Below are 21092 nucleotides of genomic sequence, written 5' to 3'. Positions count from 1 at the left end.
ACTGACAGCGTGCTAATATAAGACATACATAAAAATAGGATAGGATATCAGGGATATGCTAATAGAATTTACTAAGATGCATGGGTTGGGCAATGACTTTATGGTCATCGATTTGGTGACTCAGCGTTTGGACTTGACCAAGGATTTGGTGCAGTTACTGGGTGATCGTCATTTAGGTATTGGTTTTGATCAGTTGCTCGTCGTTGAGCCGCCAATGCGCCCCGACGTCGATTTTAGTTACCGTATTTTTAATACTGATGGGTCAGAGGTTGAGCAATGCGGTAATGGCGCCCGCTGTTTTGCCCGTTTTGTGCAAGCGCGCAAGTTATCCTTTAAACAGCGTCTCCGTGTTGAGACGGCAAGCGGCATTATTTCGCTGACGACCGATCGTTATGGCTGGGTAGAGGTTGATATGGGCAAGCCCAAGTTTGAGCCAAGTGAGATTCCATTTACCCCAAGAGCCATCACCAAAATCCAAAATGCTTATCATCTGGACGTGAATGGTACGCCGGTGCAGCTTTATGTTGCCAATATGGGCAATCCGCATGCGGTGATAAAAGTTGACGATGTGCTTGATGCTGACGTTGAAACCTTGGGTAAAGCCATCGAATCGCATCCAGCATTTCCAGAACGTGTCAATGTCGGTTTTATGCAAATAATGAATCAGCGTCATATTCGTCTGCGAGTGTACGAGCGCGGTGTCGGTGAGACGCAAGCCTGTGGTACGGGCGCTTGTGCAGCCGTTGCCATTGGTATACGCGAAGGCTGGCTTGACGAAGGCGAAGATGTGCGTGCTCAGCTCTATGGCGGCAGCATGGTAATTAAATGGCAGCCGGGCTATTCGGTTATGATGACCGGACCAACCGCATTTGTGTATGAAGGTGTCTTTAGTCCAGATGGCTTGATGGCACAAGCCGGTATCAAGCCCAATCCAGAAAGTTAATAGTAAAACATAAGTGACAGTTATTTTTACTGGATAAGTAATGGGGTTGTTTTCAATATGGTGATGTCTTATAAAAAATCTCAAGTGACAGACGCACGATCTGATAAACAATCCGTTTCACCGTCATGGCTATCAGCAGAATTGGCAATCACCATAGAAGCGGATGCTGCGTTAAGTGAATTATTAGACCCTGTGCATCGTTGGCTAAATGTCTTATCTGTGCGCAATCACTCGCCGCATACATTGACGGCCTATTTTGCAGGCTTGAATCAACTGGCGTTATTCCTGCGAGGTAAACGCCTGACATGGACACGTTGTGATAAGCGCCAATTAGCCCAGCATATCAGCCAACGCCTTGATGAAGACAAGCTATCCCTTGCCAGCGTTCAGCAAGAGTTATCAGCTATTCGTCATTTTTATGGCTGGCTGATAGAAGAGGATTTGGCACGTATCAATCCAACTACAGGCTATCAGCTCAAGCGCAGCCCTAGACCATTACCCTCTATCGCTGATGTGGATTTATTGACGCAATTGCTCGACCAAGAAATCCCTGATACACCTGAACAAGCACGCTTGTGGCTACGTGATAAGGCGATGTTTGAATTGCTTTATAGCAGTGGTTTACGTGTCGGTGAGCTCGTCGCGTTAAATATAGCAGATGTGGACTTGGCTGATTTGCGGGTACGCGTGATCGGCAAAGGTAATAAGACACGCCTAGTACCTTTAGGAATAAAAGCGGCTGACGCCATTCGTCGTTATTTACCGCACCGCAATCTGTGGGTAGAGCAGATGGACAGTGCATTATTTATTAGTGAAAAATTGGGTACGCGTTTATCCACAAGGGCTGTGCAGCAGCGTCTCAAAGTTGCTGCTACTCGTGCTGGTATTGCTCAAAACATGTATCCGCATCTATTGCGCCATTGCTTTGCATCACATATGTTATCAGGGAGTGGCGACTTGCGCGCTGTCCAAGAGATGCTTGGGCATAGCGATATCAGTACCACGCAAATTTATACCCATGTCGATTTTGCTAAATTGACCCAAGTCTATGACCGCGCCCATCCCCGAGCCACTCACGCATCCAAAGACAGCGATTCAACCCTTTAATTTTAAAAGTGTCTTTCATCGCAAATTGCTTTGATTGAAAAAACCTTTTATCAAGACGCTTTTATAAAAATTATTTTATGCCAAACGATGACAATCAAAGATAGGCATCTTTTGTCGTCCCTGATTTTGCGCTTGTCTATCTAACGTCGCTAAGACCAAAGCATAATTTTTATGGTCTTTATTCAAAGATGGGGTCAATTCGCTATCATTGTAGCTGCTCATTACAGTTCCATCATAAGCGCTAATCGTCGTATGTCCCCACGTCTGACGTGTATGACCGTCTCTGTACGCATGCTCACCGCCTTGTGCTGCTCCAATTACCATACATTGACTGTCTAAAGCTCGTGCTTGCAGTAAGAGCGACCAATGGGCTTGTCCTGTTAGATACGTAAAAGCAGAGGGCGCACTTAATAGTTCTGCGCCTGCTTGCCGCAGACGCTGCGCCAATGCAGGAAAGCGTAGATCAAAGCAAACCATCATACCGAGCTGATAAACATCATCATTTACTTCGAGCGCTGCCACGACCGTCTGCGTACCTGGCTCAAACGTCGCCGCTTCGTTATAACTGCCTTGCTTATCGGCGACGGTCGCGGTGAATAAGTGAATCTTGTCATAGCGCGCCACTTGTGTACCATCCGGCGCAAACAATAGGCTTACTTGGCGCAATCTACCATCAGGCACAATCATGCCGTCAGGGCGATATGGGCAGGGCAGAGAGCCCGCTAGTACGTATATACCATATGTACGTGCATACTCTGCTATCGTCGCTGACAGCGCATCGAACTGCTCTGCTGTCGCAAACTGTCTACCCATGCTACAGCAGTTTTCTGGTAGTACGACAAGCTGCGCGCCTTGTGCACGAGCATCCATAATAGCGGATTTTATATCCGACAGATTGTCTTCAATGCTTTGCTGGCTATTCATTTGGATAGCAGCAACGGTCAGCTGTATGTTATTTATATGTTCATTCATAGCAGGCTTCTCAATATTGTTAATGTTATATATCTCTTATAAAACGTTTTCAGGTTTGTCATTATTAATGGTTTATTTGAACCTTACTCCGCAAATCATTCTATGCAACTATGCACAGGTATAAATTTTTATTAAAGTATTCTTTAGAAGCTACCAGAAAGCTACGGACAGAGGTTTGTCATTCACTTATCTGGCAAGGGCATAAATTATCATAGCAAAATTGTCGCAAAAAATGCTATCGTCATGTCCTGTTGAGGGTAAACCGCTCACTAATCAGCATTACAAAGACAATATTACCAAGACTGGAGTGTAATAAACTGCCCATGAGTATGTCGTTCGGATTGGCGACCACGCTAAGCACCTCACAAAAACTGACCCCGCAAATGCAGCAAGCTATTAAATTGCTGCAGCTCTCTAGTCTTGAGCTTGCGCAGGAGGTTCAAGCGAAGCTGGACAGTAATCCATTACTAGAACGCATCGAAAACGATGAAGATGAGTACGAAAGTATGGATAAAGACGTATTAGATGAGTTTGGCGAGCCACTAACGTTAGACAGTTGGAATCAGAGTACTGCTTCTGATACGTTTTCTATATCTCCTTCATCAAATAATGAAGATGGATTTGACTATGATGACAGTACTAGCGATAGCTTTACTAATGATAGTCTAGATAAATTGCAGCAAGACGGCTTTGATACGGATGCCATTGACAGTCATACGCTTGAAGACTTTGAAGGCTCAAACTATGAAAGCTCAAACTATGATAGCCCTAATGCAGATTATGACGGTTTTAACACCGCCAGTACTGGTTCAGGCAGCATATCAGCGCGTCCAGATTCTGAGGACTTTGATCGCTATGAGGGCAGTACCAATGCGACGATTCAAGACCATGTGCGTTGGCAGCTGAATTTTAAACGTCTCTCAGAGACAGATACTCTTATCGCTGAGTATTTGATGGATTCTATGGATGACATGGGTTTTGTACGGCTCGATATAGAAGAGTTGCTACAGAGCTTTGATACTATTGCAAGCTTTTATCAGTGGAATGAGCACGTTGAGCAGGATGAAGTAATGGCAGTACTGCGCATGATTCAATCCTGTGATCCACTGGGGGTCGGCGCACGAAATCTAAGTGAATGCTTAGCGATTCAGCTATCTAAGCTCGATACTGACACGCCTTATCTAAAACAAGCCCAAGCGCTCTTATCTGCCAGTGAGCATCTGGTCAGTAATAATATTAAAGCCTTAACTGAGCGCACAGGACTTGCGGCACAGGAGATTACCCCTGCGCTTACGCTGTTGCGTACTTTAAATCCTTCACCAGGATTGCTATTTCAAAGCCGCCAACCGGATTATACTCAGTCGCCCGACAGCTATGATATCCCTGATGTATTGGTGACGCCTATCCGTCGCCATGATGCTCATCAAAACACCACCACATCTACTCAAGAAGATGGCTGGCAGGTACGTCTAAACCCTGAAACCTTGCCAAAACTGCGAGTCAACCAAGAATATGCCAATCTTGTTAAGCGCGGCGATAATAGCCCTGATAATCAATATCTGCGTGAAAATCTCACCGATGCGCGCTTGTTTATTCGCAGTATCGAAGAGCGTAATCAGAACCTTTTAAAGGTCGCCACTAGCATCGTGCGCTACCAGCAATCTTTTTTGCAGTATGGCGCCACTGCTATGCAACCGCTTATTTTAAAGGTGATTGCAGACGAAGTCGATTTACATGAATCAACGGTCTCGCGCCTGACCACTAGCAAGACCATTTTGACACCGCAAGGACTGTTTTCGCTCAAGCATTTCTTTTCATCACATGTTAGCAGCAGCGATGGCGATATCTCATCAACTGCTATCAGCGCGATGATTAAGCAGCTTATCGCTGATGAAGAGCCCAAAAAGCCATTGTCTGATAGTAAGATAAAAGATTATTTGTTGGCAGAAGGTATCGATATTGCCAGAAGAACAGTCGCCAAATATCGTGAAGCAATGAATATTGGCTCATCTACACAGCGCAAACAAAAATATTAATGGTCTGAATTCAATAACTTATCTAAAGAGTCGATCAATAATCAAAATATTTTGTAGATAATATAAAAAATAAAATTTTTTGATTATATAGAAACATTAAAGAAACAACCGATTTTATTACATTTACTTACAATATAAAGCCTTGCTACTAGCAGGTTTTCATGACAAATTAGAGTCATACCAACAACAAAATCAAAGTGTCGATTTAGCAAATTTATGTAGTCAGTCATTAGGGATGAGATAAAAAAGACGATAAAAGGATACGTCGATATTTTATTAAAAGCACTGCTATTAAAGGCGTTGAGGATAAAGATACAAGATTATTTTGTGGTAAGGCAGGATGATAAGAGCAGCGATGCGACCTCATCTGTTGATTGTAAGTACTAATAAGAGGACAATAATATGAATGTTTCTATCAGTGGTCACCATATCAGTATTACCGATGCCATGGACACCGCAGTTCGCGAAAAACTTGAAAAAGTCGAGCGTCACTTTGATCAGATTCAAAGTATTCAAGTGATTCTATCGCTAGATAACAGCGGTGCTAAAAAGAGCCATAAGGCTGAAGCTATCATGCGAGTCTCGGGTAAAGAGATGTTTGTCCAAGCTCTTGATGATGATATGTATAAAGCCATAAATGAGATGGCAGACAAACTTGATAGACAAGTACGCAAGTATAAAACAAAAATGGAGAGCAAAAAAACACAGGGTGTAGGGCGTGATGCTCGCTATGAAGATTTGATGACGGCTGAAGCTGAGCCTGCAGTTTAGTGATAGCTTGCTGTGTCATAAAACTTTAATCATTATTAGCCAATAAATAAATGCGTAAATAGCAAGGTTATTAAATTGAACAGTATTCCTGAGTAATTTGAATACGTGACATGCTCAAAAATGAGCAATTTAGCAAGCCTAAGACGCTAAGTAAAAAAAAGACCTCAAACGCATAATCGTTGAGGTCTTTTTTATAATAAATTTTAAAAGGAAAGGGTTGTAAACGTTAGGTTTTACAGTGTGATTTTCTAAAATTCTATGTATCAAAAACGACTATCTATTTCAATGGTTAGAAACCTTAGCCACCGCCTACAGCCTGTACTACTTCAATAGTCATGCCTTCAACAATATGTAGCTTATCAAGCTCACTTTTAGGAATCAGTTCACCATCGACTTCTACCGCATAACGACCGTTACTAAGCCCAAGCTCATTGACAACCAATTGTACCGTTTGATGAGTCGTCTGTAACTTCTTACCATTGACACTAATATTGCTCATAAATCGTACTCCCTAATAATCCAAAATTCCTATTTAGCCTTACTATTTTCACTACTACCAACACTAACGTAGCTGAATAAAATAAGATTATTTCTTACTAAAATCAATCAATCAGCTATTTGTTAAGCGTGCTGAAGATAGCGCAAGCCATAACCAACCTGCAATCATCAGCACACCGCCAATAGGCGTAATGGCACCGAACCAACGTGGCGCGCCAAGTGTCATGGCGTATAAACTACCCGCAAAAATAATGACACCAATTTGTAATAACCATGCGGCGGTTTGGGTTGCATAGTTTAAGCGAATAAGGATACCAACAAGTAATAATCCAAGCGAATGGACAAACCAATACAAGGTTGCCGTCTGCCACCATCCTAGCTGTTGAGTGTTGACCATAGCTTTGAGACCATGCGCGCCAAACGCGCCTAAAGCAACGGCGATAGCCATATTGATCGCCGCGATACTTATCCAATTGAACATGGTTGTACTCGTATTGTTGAATAAATGCTTACTAGGCAAAGACATTTGTCTTACTGATAGGTAAATTATTGAATATCATCAGGCAAAATCACACTGTCGATGGTCATCGCTTCACGGATTTTATCCATGGCGTTTTTCTCAATTTGGCGTACGCGCTCAGCAGAGATAGAGTAGACCGCTGCCAACTCATGCAGCGTTGATTTTTGCTCAGATAACCAGCGCTGCTCGACAATATCACGTGAGCGATCATCCAAGGTTTCCATTGCAGCAATCAAGGCTGATGAATTATTCTCTTCCCAGTCAGATTCTTCGACGATTTCGGCAGGGTCAATGCCATCTTCCAAAAATAACTGCGGCGCATAACGTCCATCGTCATCGTCACTTGATTGCGCCTCAAATGACGCATCATAAGAGGTCAGGCGCGACTCCATCTCAAGCACTTGCTTACGAGTAACGTTTAAGTCATTGGCAATCGCATCGGCTTCTTCGAGGGTCAACTGATTGTTGGTCTTTTTTAAACTACGTAAGTTAAAGAACAGCTTACGATGCGCCTTGGTTGTGGCAACTTTTACAATACGCCAGTTACGGATGACAAATTCATGAATCTCTGCTTTAATCCAATGCACTGCAAATGATACTAGACGTACGCCTTTGTTAGGATCAAAACGCTTTACCGCCTTCATAAGTCCCAAATTACCTTCTTGGATCAAATCTGCTTGCGGTAATCCATAGCCTGAATAGCTGCGGGCAATATGAATGACAAAACGCAAATGCGACATGACCAGTAAACGCGCCGCTTCCACATCGCCTTCATCATAATAGCGATGGGCAAGCTCTTGCTCTTGCGTCGGAGTCAAGATAGGGATTTGGTGCACGGTATTAATATAAGCACCCAAATTCACCCCAGGTGCGGACAAATGCGTCGGCATGGCAGGTACCAAATCACGGGTACTGGTATCGCCAAGCGCGCTGGCATCATAAGGCGGACGCTCAGCTGCCGCTTTCAGTGCTGCATCGCGCGCTTCGTTTATTTCAGGAACAGCGCTGTCTTTTTTACGGTTATTTGCAGCGTTAGTAGTGGTATTAGCCATATTCTTGACCTTGGTTAAATAGATAAGCAAACAGTCAGATAAAAATCTTTATAGTTGTAATTGTAAAGGATAGCGACGCTTAGTTGCTATCAGTTTTGGTAATGATAAAGTGATATATTGTATCAACAGAATATTTAGATTGGCTAGCGCTCAGTTCTCCACTGTCTGATACGGTGGCTTGATTAATACTAAGCAATAGCGAGTTCATGGCTTTTGTTTGTAAGCTTTGCTGACAAAAAGCCATAATGTCAGCTTGAGAATTTGGGTCAGTTGCCACAACGTACAATGACTCCCCAGAGACGACACTGCGTAAAGCGACCTTAGTTTTTAACAGTGGCATCGGGCAGGCAAGTCCGCGACCATCGACCATATCTTTGATAACAAGTACTGGTTTACTCACATCTGTTTTATCATTTAAGTTGATGTCATCTGTTGGTAATAAGTCTAGGAGCTGCCTGATTGACTGCTGCTCGCTCTTAGACACAGTCTCTCCCAGACATATTGGATAAGAGGCTCGTACCATGATGGATGGACTATCAGCAGACATAAAATAAACCTTTAACGTGGCTAATATTAAACCTTGTGTTTCAGTCTAATGCTTAGCATTGCAATACTTATGGATAATATTATTTTAATACAATATGGCGATTGTGCTGCGACGCCGACGGTTTTATAAGCAACCATTATAGCAAATTGCGTGTATTCAATTGCAGTTGAATATAGTCATCATCGCGTTTGATCAATCAGAACAACTGAGTAGTATTGATCTTCATATTTTTATATTAGACTTATCTAATAGGTTCACATAACCATGTTGCGCAATAGTGACGCTCTGCGGAGTTATTAGTAGCGATAGGCAGACGGCAATTGACCTTCAATAGACAAGCTCGTATAGTCAAAGCACGTTATGATTATGCATATAGGGTACGCACTTGGATTATTCTAAAAGACAATCAATGCTTGATAAGCCGCTAATAAATGCACGGAATAAACGTGCTATAACTCACTATGCAAGCATACAGACAGGGTTATTCTCTAAGCAGGTAAACCATCATCTGTCGCGATCACTTGCGATAAAATTAGCACTGTCAACGATACTATTGGCCTGTACAAGCGCCGCCTATAGCAAAAGCCAAGCCGTGCCATTGAGCTATGATTCATGGCAAACCACTAACACAGAAGAGCTAAGTTTGCCCAGTTTACGCGGGCAAGGGCTGAGCTTTGATGAGCAATATCAAAATAAATTGCTTGGTGAATGGTCATTAAGAAACATCAATGGTCGTGTAAAAATGGAGCATGACCCTTGGATTCAAGAAACGGTCAAAGAACTAACATGGCGGCTCAATGCCCAAGCGCGCCAGCAAGCACCGCTTGGTTTGGTCATTATCGACAATCCAAGTATTAATGCATTTGCGGCACCAGGCGGCGTTATTGGTCTTAATACCGGCACTATATTGGCTGCAAACAGCATGGATGAGCTGGCAAGCGTTGTGGCTCATGAGGTCGCGCACATCAGTCAGCGCCATTATGAAAGCGGCGCTGATGAGCGTAAAAAAGCCTTGCTGATGCAAATAGGTGGCATGCTCGCCGCGATTGCTGCATCGACCGTCGATGGTGATGCGGCAGCAGCAGTCATGATGGGTAGCCAAACCGCCACTATGAATAGTAGTATGGCGTTTAGTCGTAATAATGAACGTGATGCTGATCGGGTCGGTATGCAAATCATGAACCAAGCTGGCTATGACCCACGGGCGATGCCGCGCTTCTTTGCGACCATGAATCAAAAAAGTCAGATGAATCAAATCGCCAATCAGTTTTTGCCAAGCTTTATCCGCTCTCATCCACTGAGCAATGAGCGCTTGAGCGAATCTCAAAGCCGTGCGCAGCGTTATAATACGCTGCCGTTAAATCAGCAGCAGCGCCATCAAGCTTTGTTTGATCTGCTGTATTGGCGCGTACAAAGTACCGGCAAGCATGCTTCAGAGACCGCCTTGATGACTGCGGCAAAAAACAGCGTCGGGGCAAAGCTTGCACTGATGCATTGGTATGGCGAGCAGCAGCGCTTTAAAGAGGCAAATGATTTATTTGCCGAGCTGTCTGCATTGCCGGTCGCAAAGCGCCAAGTACTCGAGCCATTATTGTCCATTACCCAAAGCCAGATTTTGACGGAACAAAATAAATGGCAACAAGCTGCTGAAATATTAGAGAGCCAGCAGCGGCTCTATCCTGAGCGCCGTGACTTACGACTTTATCTGGCAGAAGCCTTGACCAATAGTAATCAGCCAACCAAAGCCCAAGCCTTGCTCAAGCCGTTAACCGAGCAGCAACCAAGTGATCGCTATGCGTGGCAAAGTTTGCAATTGGCCAATGAAAAATTGGCAAAGACCACCAATTCTGCACCGCTAAAAAGTATTGCTACTATTAATGCACTACGCTACCGCAGTCATGACCAACTATGGAGTGGAAGCTACGAGCGCGCGCTGACTTCTTTAACGCAAGCCAAAAAATTGACAGAAAATTTGCAAAATACGGCTCAAGCCAATAGCGCTCGTCCACTACTTGCCAATATCAATGCCGAAATCAAAGCCGTAAAAACCGCCAAAGATTTTAAGCCTTAGGCGGTTCTCTGATAACTAAATGCTATAAAGCGCTATATAGAAAAAGCGTTGATTTTATCAATATACTGTAGCGATTAACCTTGTAGCGCGTCTTTGACCAGCTTTGAGATTAAGGCAGGGTCAGCACGACCCGCGGTTTTCGTTTTTAATATACCCATCACGCTACCCATATCACGCATTGACGTTGCGCCTTGCTCAGCGATTTCTGCGTTTACCAAGGCAGTAATTTCCGCATCATCCATCTGTTTTGGCATATATTCATTGATAATATCAATCTCAAACTGCTCTTTGGTCGCCAAATCATCACGACCGTTTTCGGTAAAAATAGTCAATGACTCATGACGCTGTTTGAGCTGTTTTTGTAATATTTCCAAAACTTCGGCATCATCAAGCTCTATTCGACGGTCAATCTCAATTTGTTTGATAACCGCTTGTACGTTACGCAGTACTTTGACCCGTTCAATCTCACGTGCTTTCATAGAGACTTTGATGGTGTCAGTTAGCGTCTGTTTAATTTGGCTCATTGTTGTTATTCCTTATGATTATAGGTAAAAAGTTTGTATAAAAAGTCTACTAATCAGAACAAGCTTTATAATAGAAAGTGTTAGAACCAATGATAGTAATAACAAAAATTGTAGCATAAAAAACGCCACTGATATCATCGGATAACAGTGGCGTTAGTGTAGCGCTGGTACTTAGCTAATCGAATTATCGATTAGTACATACGAGTGGTACGAATAGTTTCGCGTTGTAATTTCTTTTTATAACGCTTTACTGCAGCAGCTTTTTTGCGCTTGCGTACTTGCGTTGGTTTTTCATAAAATTCACGCTTACGTACATCTGACAATACGCCAGCTTTTTCACAAGCACGTTTAAAACGACGGATAGCGATATCAACTGGTTCGTTTTCTTTAACCTTAACTGCAGGCATGAAGACTCCTCGATTAGGATGAGATATAAGGGCATTAGTTTGGCTGTGTATTAGTATTTAGCCGTAATATCTCAAGATTACTGGCATCAGCTCAAACTAGGACAATCTTGCGCAATAGCACAAGGGCGCCTATTTTAATAAAAAATCGCAATAAAGTCAAAGGCTTTTACTTATTAATCTATAACTATCATTAAGTTGCAAACTGCTGCCAGCAATAAGGGTCGTAAGTCATTTATAGCTAAACGTTCTTTAGGAAGGATAAACGGGTTATTTACTAAATAGTATCAGTATAAATAAAAACCCTACTGTCTATAACGGTTTAGGCCAAGTTTATGCTATGATAATTTGCATAATATCAATCGTTTTATGTGCACTTTATTAAGGATGTTGGAATGAAAAAATCAGTACTCAATACGGCGCTAAGTACAGCATTTATTGTCGCTCTTGGTTTTGGTGTCAGTGCTTGTAGTAGTGAGAAAGAAGGTGAAGAGTCAGATCACATTTTAGCCGTCGATCGTGTTGATGAGGCAGCAGAGATTGCTCGCGCGAATGCACCTGCAGCAGAAAAGATGGATTTCCCAGCAACAGCGCCAATGCCAGCAGCTGATGCGACAACAGATGCGACGATGAGTACTGAAGAAGGGGCTGTCGCAGTAGAGGGAACAGCAGCTGATGCAACGGTAAGCGCCGATAGTTCTGATACCGCTGTGGCGACTGCCGATACTGCCAATAGTACTGAAGTGCCGGCGACGGATTCAGCTGAACCTGCAACCAATTAATCCTGCTTGAAGGCAGTATTCAATAATGAGCGGTGTCACTAACCATCTATAGATGAGGAAACAACCATGACTGTTAAACAAGCTGTAATAAAGAAAAAATCAGTTGTTAAGTTAGCGCTGTCTGGTCTAAGTCTTAGTGTGTTATTGACACTTAGCGCCTGTAGCGGTGGTGACAACACTCCCACTGATGAGCCTGCGGTGGTTAATGAAACCGAAGCTGTGGTTGTGGAGCCAGCAGCGCCTGCTGAAGCTGAGCCTGTCGTTGAAGTAGAAACAGTTGAGGCGTCAGAAGTAAAAGCGGAAGAAGTAAGTGCTGCCGCTGCTGAGCCTGAAGTGTTGGCTGCTGATGCAGGTGCTGCATTGTATGAAAAACAATGTAAAGTCTGTCATGAAAAAGGTTTATTAGCCGCGCCAGTATTCGGTAGTAAAGAAGCGTGGGCACCACGAATCGCAAAAGGTATCGATACACTACATATGCACTCTGCCAAGGGCTTTAACAAAATGCCTGCGCAGGCAAGCGCTGAAGTCAGTGAGGCGCAAGTTCATGCGGCTGTTGATTATATGGTTGCTGCAGCTAGCTAAATATTATTGATTGAAATTTGCTAAACTGACCGCCATTGTAAGCTTACAGTGGCGGTTTTTTATTCACGCTACAAGGCAAAATATAAAGGCACATAGATGAAAGTATTGGGTTTAGAGACCTCTTGCGATGAGACGGGTCTAGCGATTTTTGATAGCGAGCAGATAACGAGCGATAATAAAGGTCTGCTAGGGCAGGTACTGTATTCACAAATAGAGCTGCACGCCCTTTATGGCGGCGTGGTGCCTGAGCTTGCTAGTCGCGATCATATCCGTAAGTTAGTGCCTTTATTTAATGAGCTTTTGCAGCAATGCAATATCACTAAAGATGAGATTGATGCCGTCGCTTATACCAAGGGTCCGGGGCTTATCGGCGCCTTGATGACGGGTGCATTGTTTGGTCGTAGCTTGGCTTATGGGTTAGATATTCCAGCGATTGGTGTTCATCATATGGAAGGGCATCTATTGGCACCGCTGATGGGTGCGAATCCACCAGCGTTTCCGTTTGTCTCGCTACTGGTTTCTGGTGGGCATACGCTACTCATTGCTGCGCATGGTATTGGTCAATATGAAATCCTTGGCGAATCCATTGATGATGCGGCAGGTGAGTGTTTTGATAAAGCGGCGAAGATGTTGGGTTTGCCATATCCGGGTGGTCCTAATATCGCTAAATTAGCGGAAAGTGGCAATTCGGATGCCTATAGTTTACCAAGACCAATGTTACATCGTGGTTTGGATTTCTCTTTTAGCGGTATGAAAACGGCAGTGCATAATCTGATTAAAGATACCGATGGTTCAGGGGGCTCAGGAAATGGCTCTGATAGCGACCCGAAAGTTCGCGCCGATATTGCCGCCAGTTTTCAGCATGCCGTCGTTGATACCTTGGTGAAAAAATGCGTCAAAGCGCTTAAACAGGTCGAGATGAGCCGATTGGTTATTGCAGGCGGTGTCAGTGCCAATATTCATTTGCGTGAAACTCTCGAGCGAGAGCTTGCTAAGATAAATGCGACCGTACATTATGCACCTCCTGCTTTATGTACCGATAATGGTGCGATGATTGCGTATGCGGGCTACGAGCGTTTGCAAGCGGGTCAAGCAGATGATTTGGCTGTCAGCTGCGTGCCACGTTGGCCAATGACTGAGCTGCCAGCGGTTTAAATTATCGTCACTAATAAGCGAATATGTATTATAGTAACTTTCACCTGATAAGGATGATTTATGCAGTGGCTTGCGATTGGATTAGGTGCTGCCATTGGCGCTTGCCTGCGAGGGTGGTTGGCACGTTTTAATCCGCTGCATCACTGGATACCACTTGGGACGCTTGGCGCCAATGTTTTAGGTGGGCTATTGATAGGGCTGGCCTTGGTGTGGTTCGAACGTGTGGGCAGCGGTTTGTCTCCCAATATTAGACTGTTTGTAATTACTGGCTTTTTGGGTGGTTTGACGACTTTTAGTACCTTTAGCGTTGAGGTATTTACTTTTATCCATAATGGCAAACTGCTTGCGGGCTTAGGGCTGATTGGGCTACATGTGGGGCTGACGTTATTAGCAACCGCAATTGGCTTTTATTTCTTTAAGTTGATTTTATAATAATAAAAATGCAGCAATAAAAAAGAGCCATATTAATTTTTTAATACGGCTCTTTTTTTAGTGATAATTACTTCTAGACAGGTTTTACGATACCTTCTAATAAACTGGCAAACCCTTGCATATAGGCAGTCTCTTGGCTCGAGGTGCGCGTTGCCGCATAGAGCTGACAGTAGACGCCGCTACCTAATGGGCGCGAAACTACCCAACCTTTTCTCTCATATTCAGCGACAACCCAGTCGGGGAGTGCTGCTACGCCGCGTTCACTAGCAACCAACTGAATCAACATAGCGGTTAGCTCGGTGGTACGCATACTTTTAAAGCTGACTTGTGCTGGCGTCATAAAATTGGCAATAATATCAAGGCGCTTGGCCTCTACTGGATAAGCAATCAAGGTTTCCTCAACCAAATCCTCGGGGCACACAAAGCGCTGCTCCGCCAAATCGTGAGTAGGTGAAAGTACTAGACGACTTTCATATTCAAATAAGGGCTGATAACTGATACCTTCTATCGGCAAATTGCTAGTGGTAATGAGCAGGTCAATATCACCTTCCATCAATAAATGATGCGGCTCGGGCTCAAAACCAGTAGCAAAATCTAGCTCCACATCTGACCACTCACGGCGATAATGATTGAGAATCGGCATCAGCCAATCAAAGCAGCTATGACATTCAGACGCCAAGCGCAATCTGCCTGCTTGACCATGGGCTAAGCGTTTTAAGTTTGACTTGGTGCGCGTGACCTGAGGTAAAATGCTGTCAGCGAGTGCCAATACCGTCTTGCCAGCTGGCGTAAAGGTCAACGGACGCGTCCGGCGATTGACTAAACTGATATCGTAATAATTCTCTAGCTCTTTTAACTGATGGGAGACCGCAGAGGCGGTGACATGCAGCTCATCGGCGGCAGCAGCCAATGAGCCATGTGCTCGTAGCGCAGTTAGCGTATTAAGATGACGAAGCTCTAGCATAAAATGACCTAACCACTGAAGTGAAAAAGAAATAAGGTATAGCAGATAGAAGCATTACACCTGTTATACCGATAGGCGAAACTGATTAGAGCAATATTAATATCAACGTCGACGTAGCAATAACTGTGAAATCACAACCAGAATTAAGGAAGCAACCAGCAATATCGTACCAATGGCATTGACCTCGGGTTTAAGACCCACACGTACCATAGAATAAATACGTAGCGGCAATATCTCATAGCTAGGACCAGTGACAAAGGTCGATACCACCACATCATCGAGCGATAAGGTAAAAGCAAGTAGCCAACCAGCCATCACTGCCGGGAAAATCACTGGAATCAAGACCGTACGCACCATCATAGACTCGCTAGCACCCAAATCTCGCGCCGCTTCCATCAAACGCTCATCCAAACTACTTAAGCGCGCAAAGACGGTTATAACGACAAACGGCAAACAAAACGTAATGTGCGCCAATAATAGAGAGACAAAACCCAGTTGTAGCCCAATTAATAAAAACAGTGCCAGTAGCGATATTGCTAAGACAATCTCAGGCGACATCATTAGCACAAATAACAAGCCATTTAGCAGCCCTTTACCACGAAAGTCATAGCGATGTAACGCCAGTGCGGTCAGTGTACCGATGATGGTTGAGACTGTAGCGGCAACCAAACCTAATAAAATCGAATGCCAAAAAGCATCTAACATTGCCTGATTATTAAAGAGCGACTCGTACCACTTTAAACTAAAGCCGCCCCAATTATAGCCAATTTTTGACTTATTAAATGACATCACTACCAAGACGATGATAGGTAGATATAGCAAGGTATAAATCAGACCAAGGTAGCCTTTGGCGACGATATTGCCAAACCTTATGGGATTTTTGTTTTTCGGCGATTTATTATTTGTTGAGCTATTTAGTGAACTATCAGACATTAGGCCACCTCACTAAAGTCAGTCTTGCCAATACGGCGGCTACTGGCGCGATAGGCAAGCAATAATATCGCCATAGCAAGCGTCAATAGCACACTGGCGGCCGCGCCAAATGGCCAATCACGGGCATCTAAAAACTGATTCTTGATAATATTTCCAACGAGTAAGTTGCGTGAACCGCCCAAAATATCGGCAACATAAAACATACCCATTGCTGGTAATAGTACCAACAGCACCCCTGAGATAATACCAGGTGTCGTTAATGGTAGTACCACATGCCAAAAGGTTTGCGGTTTCGATGCGCCCAAATCCTGCGAGGCAAGCAGCATATCATTGCGCAAATCGCTAAAGACGGCATATAGCGGCAGCACCATAAATGGAAACAATAAATAGGTTAAACCAGCAATCACAGCGCCTTGGGTATACAAAATATCAATCGGCGCATCAATAACGCCTATGGCTAATAAGGATTTATTAATTAACCCGTTATTGGCAAATAATAATTTAAGCGCATACGTCCGTACTAAAGAGTTGGTCCAAAATGGCAATATCAGCATGAGCATTAACAAAGGCTGCCAACGTTTGCTGAAGCGTGAGACAAACCAAGCAAAAGGATAGCCGAGTAGTAAGCAGATTATCGTAGTAATGCCTGCCATCCATAATGAGTGCACGAAGACATCAAAGTACAGCGGATCAATCATACGCACGTAGCTGTCGATACTGATAGGTAAGCTGATAAAAGCCGTGCTATCACGGGTCAGAAAACTGACTGCAATGACCAATATATTGGGTAATAGCGCAAAGATAAGAAGCCAACCCCAAATCAGCCATAGCGTTGCCGTACGAAAAGGGCTTTTATTGCTGATGCCAGTATGTGCCATTAGTGGATATCCTCTTCTGGCAATACCCATTCCCAACCATCGACCCACGATACTTTTACGCCCTCATTAAGCTTATAGTCAAAACTTGGGTCATCCTCATCAAAAAATTCCGATGCTTTAATCACATGACCATTAGCCAGCTCAATAATAGAGTCTAAAGTACTGCCTTTATAATTGCTTTCGATAACGCGCCCTAATAAACCACCATGGGTGTTGTCAGTCGGATCATAAATCCGCAAATCTTCCGGACGTAGCAATAAATTGACGATATCACCGACTTGGACATCGTTGGCAAAATCGGGTCGACGCAGATTACGTAAGGTCGTCGGACCCTCTTGCGCTTGGGCTTCGCAGACCTCGACTTCAATCCGCCCATTGGTCACGCGCCCATCACGATCGGGCTGCTCAGGATAAACGCCTTTGACTTCCGCTTTAAATAAGTTGGTCTCACCGATAAATTTGGCAGTAAATAAATTGGCAGGGGTTTCATAAATTTCAATTGGCGTACCAATTTGCTGAAATCTGCCGTCTTTCATTACCGCAATGCGGTCTGACATCGACAGCGCTTCTTCTTGATCATGGGTGACAAAGACAAAGGTAATGCCAAGCTCACGTTGCAGACGTTTAAGCTCAGATTGCATTTGCAAACGCAGCTTATGGTCGAGCGCCGATAAGGGTTCATCGAGCAATAGCAGTTTAGGACGATTAATCACCGCGCGTGCAATCGCTACGCGCTGCTGCTGACCACCAGATAAATCCTGCGGGCGACGATTGGCTAAATGCTCTAGCTGCACCATCGCTAGCATCTCACTTACCCGCGTTTGAATCTCATCTTTAGGGATTTTTTTTAGCTTTAGACCATACGCCACATTTTGCGCGACAGTCATATGCGGAAATAGCGCATATTGCTGAAACACGGTATTGACCGGACGTTTATCAGCGGGCAAGCCTGCCATCTGTACGCCATCCAAATAAATCGCCCCTGCGTTTGGCTGCTCAAATCCTGCAATCAGTCGTAGTAGAGTGGTTTTACCACACCCTGAAGGACCGAGTAAGGTAATAAACTCACCATGCTTGATGTCAAGATTGATGTCTTTTAAGACCTCAGTATTATCATAGGTTTTCTTTAGACCGGTCAGTTGTAGCAATACCTTATCAGCGTTTTCTGATGCAGGAGTAGTCGGCGGCGTTAAAAGTGATTCGGTCATAATGATTCCTAGATTTCCGACATACATACTAAAGTATCAGTGGCAGTCTGAACGCTGTATACGTTAGATACGATGATTTAGTATGTTAAAGCGATGAGTTTAACGGTGATTGGTCGCAGGCTATTATAACAAACCTTCGCTACAAGTCAGCGCAAGTTCTTTACAGGTTGGTTGAGCCCTATAGTGATCTTGGAATAGCAATTAAAGATGAGTCTACACTTTGTTAAATAGACTAAGTAACCACCCTTAAATTAAATAATTTTTACCATTTTTTTGAATTTATTCCTATACAATTGGTTTGCGTATGATAAATATAGAGTGACTTATAAAAGTAAGAACTTAAGTGAGGTTTGCTTAAAGCGCCAAACGATATCGAAGACTTAGACTCTATGACAGGATAGTTATAGAGCAATTTACTATGTTAACCCGTTAAATTATCAAGGATTTCTTATGCCTAACAATACACGCCCTAAAACAGGTCAGGAAGCACTGGAGCTGCTTAAGCAAGGTAATATACGCTATGTAGACAGCTTGACCAATACCGATCCCTGTATGCAAAGGCGTCCAGAATTAATCAAAGATCAAGACCCTTTAGCGATTATTTTGGGTTGCTCGGACGCACGGGTACCGGTTGAGATCGTTTTTGATCAAGGTTTAGGCGATTTATTTGTCATACGCGTTGCAGGTAACGTGGTAGCTCCTTCACAAATTGGTTCGATCGAATTTGCTGCTGAAAAATTCAATACTAAACTGGTCGTAGTGCTTGGACATTCGCATTGCGGCGCTGTCACCGCCTGTGTTGAAACATTAATCAATCCTGAGCAAAACTACTCACCAAACCTACAATCTATCGTCGACCGTATCCGTCCAAGTGTCTATAATCTGCATGAACTTGCGACCGCTAATGGGCAAGATGTGGATGCAGACGAGCTGGTTGATCGCTCTATACGTGCAAATGTGCGTATGTCGGTCAGTCAATTAAAGCATGGCTCGCGTGCGTTAGAGGATTTAACCAGTAGTGGTCAGCTATTGATCGTTGGTGCCGAGTACGACTTAGAAACAGGTAAAGTGCGGTTTTTAGATGCTTAATAGTGTTCTATAAAGGCTATGCTAGAAAGACTAAGTGTTATAGGTATGATCATTTAATCTATTAGTGATTAAAAATATTTACATATAGGAATAATCATGAGTAATGATACTTTTAACAACGACCATTCAATACAAGAGCAACCTGAAAGCAGCGTAAAGGCTAATGGCGTACAGCCTATCTCAGCGCAGACGACAGGTTATACCTTTAACCATACGATGCTGCGTGTTAAAGATCCTGTGAAGTCTTTAGCGTTTTATACTGGTGTCTTAGGTATGACGTTACTGGCAGTCAAAAAATTCCCAGCCATGGGTTTTGATTTGTACTTTTTAGCCAAGCTGACTGAGAGTGAACGTGAAAACTTGCCGTCAGGTAATGATTTAGAGATTTTTGCCTTCCGTCAGCGTGGCATTTTGGAATTGACTCATAACTATGGTACCGAGACAAAAGCGGACTTTAGCTATCATGATGGCAATCAAGAACCACAAGGGTTTGGTCATATTTGTTTTAATGTACCTGATCTCAATGCAGCGGTAGCTTGGTTTGATGAAAACAATGTCGAATTCAAAAAACGTCCAGATGAAGGCAGCATGAAAAATATTGTCTTTATTAAAGATGTTGATGGTTATTGGATTGAAATCGTACAAGCAGACTTGATGGCTTAATTGATTCATAAGTTAAGCGAATAAAAAAGCCACCTTATTGTTTGATAGGGTGGCTTTTTATATTGCTAAAGGATTCTTATTTAGTCTTTTTCGACTTGGAAATCCGTATGGCAAGATTTACAGCTGTCGCCAACAGGTTTAAAAGCTGGCATCACATCGTCAATGCTAGTTGCTGTCTGTGCAGCAGCGCTTAGCTCAGCAGTGACCTTTTGGAAATTCTCTGCTTCAGCTTTAAAGCCATCAACATTTGACCAAACCTCTGCTTTGGCATTGCCAGCGGCGTCTTTATTATTAAAATGGCTCCAAGGATTTTTAGACTCTTCTGCTAAAAATGCCGCCTGCTCTTTGAAAACGTCAGCATCAAAAGTATCCGGCTCTTTTGCCATGCCACCCATAACCTTCATTGCATCACCGAAGTTCTTCATGATGTCCTGACGAGCTTTGACATCAGGGTCTACTGGTGTACTACAAGCCGTCAGTCCTAAAGTGGCTGCCATCAAAGTAATAGCAAAGATAGATTTTAATGATTTTTGATTCGATACCTGAGTCATGATTCGTGCTCCTTTTTACGTTGCTAATAAAAAGGTGGCGTAGCATACGCATGCTCGTCACCTGATTAAATGGCTACTATTAAAATAAATTTTATCCGATATTTTTAATATATTTTCTTTATCAACATTCGAAAATACTGTTTTTCATGATGCTTAAATTACGTACTATCCTATATTAAACAGCAAGCGGCTTAAGTAGCATAGGGCGAAACCGTGAGTTTTTGTAAAATAGATTAAATATTCTCATAAATTGGTTTTAAATAATCGCTTTCGCTAAGCTTAGTATAGTCAATCCACAATAAAACTGGAACAACCCATATCATAAAATAGTTTAGGTAGATTATTCTCCATCCAACCTTGGCGTAGAAACTTTGCTTGCGCCCATTTCTTTTCGATAGGATTTAGATCAG

23 protein-coding genes are annotated in these 21092 nt (G+C 43.3%); 11 read left to right on the top strand and 12 right to left on the bottom strand.

The annotated features are described in order from the left end of the window. Positions 1 to 55: 55 nt before the first annotated feature. On the top strand, positions 56 to 943 hold the full coding sequence (gene dapF, locus JMX75_RS00115; RefSeq protein WP_020442583.1) for a diaminopimelate epimerase: 888 nt from the start codon (positions 56 to 58) through the stop codon (positions 941 to 943). A gap of 57 nt (positions 944 to 1000) precedes the next feature. After that, positions 1001 to 2050, top strand: coding sequence for a tyrosine recombinase XerC (locus JMX75_RS00110; RefSeq protein ID WP_201530496.1), 1050 nt, complete (start codon positions 1001 to 1003; stop codon positions 2048 to 2050). Positions 2051 to 2125: 75 nt separating this feature from the next. Here the strand turns inward: JMX75_RS00110 and JMX75_RS00105 are convergent, their stop codons facing one another. Further along, positions 2126 to 3022, bottom strand: coding sequence for a carbon-nitrogen hydrolase family protein (locus tag JMX75_RS00105; RefSeq protein WP_201530495.1), 897 nt, complete (start codon positions 3020 to 3022; stop codon positions 2126 to 2128). A 323-nt stretch (positions 3023 to 3345) separates the two neighbouring features. On the opposite strand from JMX75_RS00105, the gene rpoN reads away from it, so the two are divergent. Continuing rightward, positions 3346 to 5058 (top strand): RNA polymerase factor sigma-54, encoded by a 1713-nt coding sequence (gene rpoN, locus JMX75_RS00100; protein WP_201530494.1) that lies wholly within the window; start codon positions 3346 to 3348, stop codon positions 5056 to 5058. Positions 5059 to 5460: 402 nt separating this feature from the next. Further along, positions 5461 to 5829: a ribosome hibernation-promoting factor, HPF/YfiA family gene (gene hpf / locus JMX75_RS00095; RefSeq protein ID WP_201530493.1), complete on the top strand. Its 369-nt coding sequence runs from the start codon at positions 5461 to 5463 to the stop codon at positions 5827 to 5829. 298 nt (positions 5830 to 6127) lie between these two features. Here the strand turns inward: hpf and thiS are convergent, their stop codons facing one another. The 4 genes from thiS to JMX75_RS00075 all read right to left on the bottom strand — a co-directional run bounded on the left by thiS (position 6128) and on the right by JMX75_RS00075 (position 8446). After that, positions 6128 to 6328: a sulfur carrier protein ThiS gene (gene thiS / locus JMX75_RS00090; RefSeq protein WP_011512598.1), complete on the bottom strand. Its 201-nt coding sequence runs from the start codon at positions 6326 to 6328 to the stop codon at positions 6128 to 6130. A 111-nt stretch (positions 6329 to 6439) separates the two neighbouring features. After that, positions 6440 to 6808: a DUF423 domain-containing protein gene (locus tag JMX75_RS00085; protein ID WP_201530492.1), complete on the bottom strand. Its 369-nt coding sequence runs from the start codon at positions 6806 to 6808 to the stop codon at positions 6440 to 6442. Positions 6809 to 6873: 65 nt separating this feature from the next. Further along, positions 6874 to 7737, bottom strand: coding sequence for an RNA polymerase sigma factor RpoH (rpoH, locus tag JMX75_RS00080; RefSeq protein WP_011512600.1), 864 nt, complete (start codon positions 7735 to 7737; stop codon positions 6874 to 6876). Positions 7738 to 7978: 241 nt separating this feature from the next. Further along, entirely contained in the window at positions 7979 to 8446 is a 468-nt protein-coding gene (locus JMX75_RS00075) for a sulfurtransferase TusA family protein (RefSeq protein WP_201530491.1), read from the bottom strand. Between the two features lie 409 nt (positions 8447 to 8855). On the opposite strand from JMX75_RS00075, the gene JMX75_RS00070 reads away from it, so the two are divergent. Beyond that, the gene (locus JMX75_RS00070) at positions 8856 to 10517 is read left to right on the top strand and encodes a M48 family metalloprotease (protein ID WP_201530490.1); all 1662 of its coding nucleotides are present in this window, start codon (positions 8856 to 8858) and stop codon (positions 10515 to 10517) included. A 74-nt stretch (positions 10518 to 10591) separates the two neighbouring features. On the opposite strand, the gene JMX75_RS00065 is transcribed toward JMX75_RS00070, so the two are convergent. Then, entirely contained in the window at positions 10592 to 11041 is a 450-nt protein-coding gene (locus JMX75_RS00065; RefSeq protein ID WP_011512603.1) for a GatB/YqeY domain-containing protein, read from the bottom strand. 191 nt (positions 11042 to 11232) lie between these two features. Continuing rightward, positions 11233 to 11448, bottom strand: a complete 216-nt coding sequence (gene rpsU, locus JMX75_RS00060; RefSeq protein ID WP_010195908.1) for a 30S ribosomal protein S21 — start codon at positions 11446 to 11448, stop codon at positions 11233 to 11235. A 392-nt stretch (positions 11449 to 11840) separates the two neighbouring features. On the opposite strand from rpsU, the gene JMX75_RS00055 reads away from it, so the two are divergent. The 4 genes from JMX75_RS00055 to JMX75_RS00040 all read left to right on the top strand — a co-directional run bounded on the left by JMX75_RS00055 (position 11841) and on the right by JMX75_RS00040 (position 14396). Further along, positions 11841 to 12227 (top strand): hypothetical protein, encoded by a 387-nt coding sequence (locus tag JMX75_RS00055; RefSeq protein ID WP_020442592.1) that lies wholly within the window; start codon positions 11841 to 11843, stop codon positions 12225 to 12227. A gap of 66 nt (positions 12228 to 12293) precedes the next feature. Then, positions 12294 to 12809: a c-type cytochrome gene (locus JMX75_RS00050; protein WP_201530489.1), complete on the top strand. Its 516-nt coding sequence runs from the start codon at positions 12294 to 12296 to the stop codon at positions 12807 to 12809. Positions 12810 to 12905: 96 nt separating this feature from the next. Further along, on the top strand, positions 12906 to 13964 hold the full coding sequence (gene tsaD / locus JMX75_RS00045; protein ID WP_201530488.1) for a tRNA (adenosine(37)-N6)-threonylcarbamoyltransferase complex transferase subunit TsaD: 1059 nt from the start codon (positions 12906 to 12908) through the stop codon (positions 13962 to 13964). Positions 13965 to 14024: 60 nt separating this feature from the next. Beyond that, positions 14025 to 14396: a CrcB family protein gene (locus JMX75_RS00040; protein WP_201530487.1), complete on the top strand. Its 372-nt coding sequence runs from the start codon at positions 14025 to 14027 to the stop codon at positions 14394 to 14396. A 73-nt stretch (positions 14397 to 14469) separates the two neighbouring features. Here the strand turns inward: JMX75_RS00040 and JMX75_RS00035 are convergent, their stop codons facing one another. The 4 genes from JMX75_RS00035 to potA all read right to left on the bottom strand — a co-directional run bounded on the left by JMX75_RS00035 (position 14470) and on the right by potA (position 18379). Continuing rightward, entirely contained in the window at positions 14470 to 15360 is an 891-nt protein-coding gene (locus JMX75_RS00035; RefSeq protein WP_201530486.1) for a LysR family transcriptional regulator, read from the bottom strand. Between the two features lie 102 nt (positions 15361 to 15462). Continuing rightward, a complete protein-coding gene (potC, locus tag JMX75_RS00030) occupies positions 15463 to 16293 on the bottom strand; it encodes a spermidine/putrescine ABC transporter permease PotC (protein WP_201530485.1) in 831 nt (276 codons plus the stop codon). Then, complete coding sequence (gene potB, locus JMX75_RS00025) at positions 16293 to 17171, bottom strand: spermidine/putrescine ABC transporter permease PotB (protein WP_201530484.1); 879 nt, start codon at positions 17169 to 17171, stop codon at positions 16293 to 16295. The genes potC and potB overlap by 1 nt, the downstream gene beginning before the upstream one ends. Continuing rightward, entirely contained in the window at positions 17171 to 18379 is a 1209-nt protein-coding gene (potA, locus tag JMX75_RS00020; protein WP_201530483.1) for a spermidine/putrescine ABC transporter ATP-binding protein PotA, read from the bottom strand. The genes potB and potA overlap by 1 nt, the downstream gene beginning before the upstream one ends. A gap of 450 nt (positions 18380 to 18829) precedes the next feature. On the opposite strand from potA, the gene JMX75_RS00015 reads away from it, so the two are divergent. Together JMX75_RS00015 and gloA are read left to right on the top strand one after the other, a co-directional pair. Next, entirely contained in the window at positions 18830 to 19468 is a 639-nt protein-coding gene (locus tag JMX75_RS00015) for a carbonic anhydrase (RefSeq protein ID WP_149408929.1), read from the top strand. 96 nt (positions 19469 to 19564) lie between these two features. Continuing rightward, on the top strand, positions 19565 to 20131 hold the full coding sequence (gene gloA, locus JMX75_RS00010; RefSeq protein ID WP_201530482.1) for a lactoylglutathione lyase: 567 nt from the start codon (positions 19565 to 19567) through the stop codon (positions 20129 to 20131). 80 nt (positions 20132 to 20211) lie between these two features. On the opposite strand, the gene JMX75_RS00005 is transcribed toward gloA, so the two are convergent. Next, positions 20212 to 20682: a c-type cytochrome gene (locus JMX75_RS00005; protein WP_011512614.1), complete on the bottom strand. Its 471-nt coding sequence runs from the start codon at positions 20680 to 20682 to the stop codon at positions 20212 to 20214. Positions 20683 to 21092: the final 410 nt, after the last annotated feature.

It is taken from the genome of Psychrobacter sp. LFX-11D, from assembly GCF_904846475.1.
GTDB lineage: Bacteria > Pseudomonadota > Gammaproteobacteria > Pseudomonadales > Moraxellaceae > Psychrobacter > Psychrobacter cryohalolentis.
Note: the sequence above shows the minus strand (reverse complement) of the source record. Positions and strands in the feature narration are given on the sequence as shown.